Source organism: Variovorax beijingensis (genome assembly GCF_007828835.1).
Taxonomy (GTDB): Bacteria; Pseudomonadota; Gammaproteobacteria; order Burkholderiales; family Burkholderiaceae_C; genus Variovorax; species Variovorax beijingensis_A.
The window spans coordinates 855,001-857,500 of record NZ_VIVL01000001.1 but is presented as its reverse complement, the minus strand read 5'-3'; the positions used below and the strand labels follow the sequence as shown (position 1 = coordinate 857,500).

Below are 2,500 nucleotides of genomic sequence, written 5' to 3'. Positions count from 1 at the left end.
GGAGCCTGCCGCCTGGAGTTGCTCGCAGCACCCCGGGGGACGCTGTGTCGCTTGCCTTTTTGTGTGAACACTTTTTGGGTGCTCACACAAAAAGGAAAGCCCAACACACCGTGTTGGGCTTTTCCTGGCTGTAAGAGCCTGACGATGACCTACTTTCACACGGGAACCCGCACTATCATCGGCGCTGACGCGTTTCACTGTCCTGTTCGGGATGGGAAGGAGTGGTACCACGTCGCTATGGTCATCAGGCATAACTTGTTGTCTGTCTGATCACATGATCAGGCAAACGAATTCATAGAGTTTGGAATCAGCTTTTGGCGAATTATTTTGAATGCGTCAACTTGGCATAACACCTTGATCTGATTGATCAAAGTTATAGGGTCAAGCCGCACGAGCAATTAGTATCAGTTAGCTTAACGCATTACTGCGCTTCCACACCTGACCTATCAACGTCCTGGTCTTGAACGACTCTTTAGGGGGCTCAAGGCCCCGGCAGATCTCATCTTGAAACGAGTTTCCCGCTTAGATGCTTTCAGCGGTTATCTCTTCCACACTTAGCTACTCGGCAATGCCACTGGCGTGACAACCGATACACCAGAGGTGTGTCCACTCCGGTCCTCTCGTACTAGGAGCAGGCTTCCTCAAATCTGCAGCGCCCACGGAAGATAGGGACCAAACTGTCTCACGACGTTTTAAACCCAGCTCACGTACCTCTTTAAATGGCGAACAGCCATACCCTTGGGACCGGCTACAGCCCCAGGATGAGATGAGCCGACATCGAGGTGCCAAACACCGCCGTCGATATGAACTCTTGGGCGGTATCAGCCTGTTATCCCCAGAGTACCTTTTATCCGTTGAGCGATGGCCCTTCCATACAGAACCACCGGATCACTATGTCCTGCTTTCGCATCTGCTCGACTTGTCAGTCTCGCAGTTAAGCACGCTTATGCCATTGCACTATCGTCACGATGTCCGACCGTAACTAGCGTACCTTCGAACTCCTCCGTTACGCTTTGGGAGGAGACCGCCCCAGTCAAACTGCCTACCATGCACTGTCCCCGATCCAGATAATGGACCTAGGTTAGAACCTCAAACACACCAGGGTGGTATTTCAACGTTGGCTCCACAAGATCTAGCGACCCTGCTTCAAAGCCTCCCACCTATCCTACACAGATCTGTTCAAAGTCCAATACAAAGCTACAGTAAAGGTTCATGGGGTCTTTCCGTCTTTCCGCGGGGAGATTGCATCATCACAAACATTTCAACTTCGCTGAGTCTCAGGAGGAGACAGTGTGGCCATCGTTACGCCATTCGTGCAGGTCGGAACTTACCCGACAAGGAATTTCGCTACCTTAGGACCGTTATAGTTACGGCCGCCGTTTACTGGGACTTCAATCAAGAGCTTGCACCCCATCATTTAATCTTCCAGCACCGGGCAGGCGTCACACCCTATACGTCCACTTTCGTGTTTGCAGAGTGCTGTGTTTTTAATAAACAGTCGCAGCCACCGATTTTTTGCAACCCATTCATGCTTCGTTGTTCACTACACACTAATAGGGCACACCTTCTTCCGAAGTTACGGTGTCAATTTGCCGAGTTCCTTCTCCTGAGTTCTCTCAAGCGCCTTAGAATACTCATCTCGCGCACCAGTGTCGGTTTGCGGTACGGTCGTATATAGCTGAAGCTTAGTGGCTTTTCCTGGAACCTCGTTCAGTCACTTCGCGAGCAAGCTCGCTCGATCGTTGGCCTCGGTATATGTGCACCGGATTTGCCTAATGCACGCCTACATCCAACTAAACCGGGATATCCAACACCCGGATGACCTATTAAGATCCGTCCCCACATCGCACTATATATCGGTACAGGAATATTGACCTGTTTCCCATCAGCTACGCATCTCTGCCTCGCCTTAGGGGCCGACTCACTCTACGCCGATGAACGTTGCGTAGAAAACCTTGCGCTTACGGCGAGGGGGCTTTTCACCCCCTTTAACGCTACTCATGTCAGCATTCGCACTTCTGATACCTCCAGCACGCTTTACAACGCACCTTCACAGGCTTACAGAACGCTCTCCTACCACTTGCAATAAATTGCAAATCCGCAGCTTCGGTAACTGGCTTAGCCCCGTTACATCTTCCGCGCAGGACGACTCGATCAGTGAGCTATTACGCTTTCTTTAAATGATGGCTGCTTCTAAGCCAACATCCTGACTGTTTTAGCCTTCCCACTTCGTTTCCCACTTAGCCAATTTTAGGGACCTTAGCTGGCGGTCTGGGTTGTTTCCCTCTTGAGTCCGGACGTTAGCACCCGGTGCTCTGTCTCCCAAGCTGTACTCTTCGGTATTCGGAGTTTGCCTTGGTTTGGTAAGTCGCCATGACCCCCTAGCCAAAACAGTGCTCTACCCCCGAAGGTAATACTTGAGGCACTACCTAAATAGTTTTCGGAGAGAACCAGCTATTTCCAAGTTTGTTTAGCCTTTCACCCCTATCCACAGCTCATC

At 50.9% G+C, this 2,500-nt stretch carries 2 rRNA genes (1 of these 2 cut by a window edge); both read right to left on the bottom strand.

Annotated elements, in window-relative coordinates:
* Positions 1 to 136: 136 nt before the first annotated feature.
* Positions 137 to 249 (bottom strand): 5S ribosomal RNA (rrf, locus tag FB547_RS04140).
* A 128-nt stretch (positions 250 to 377) separates the two neighbouring features.
* Positions 378 to 2,500: ribosomal RNA gene (locus tag FB547_RS04135) — 23S ribosomal RNA — on the bottom strand; it runs 750 nt beyond the window's last position.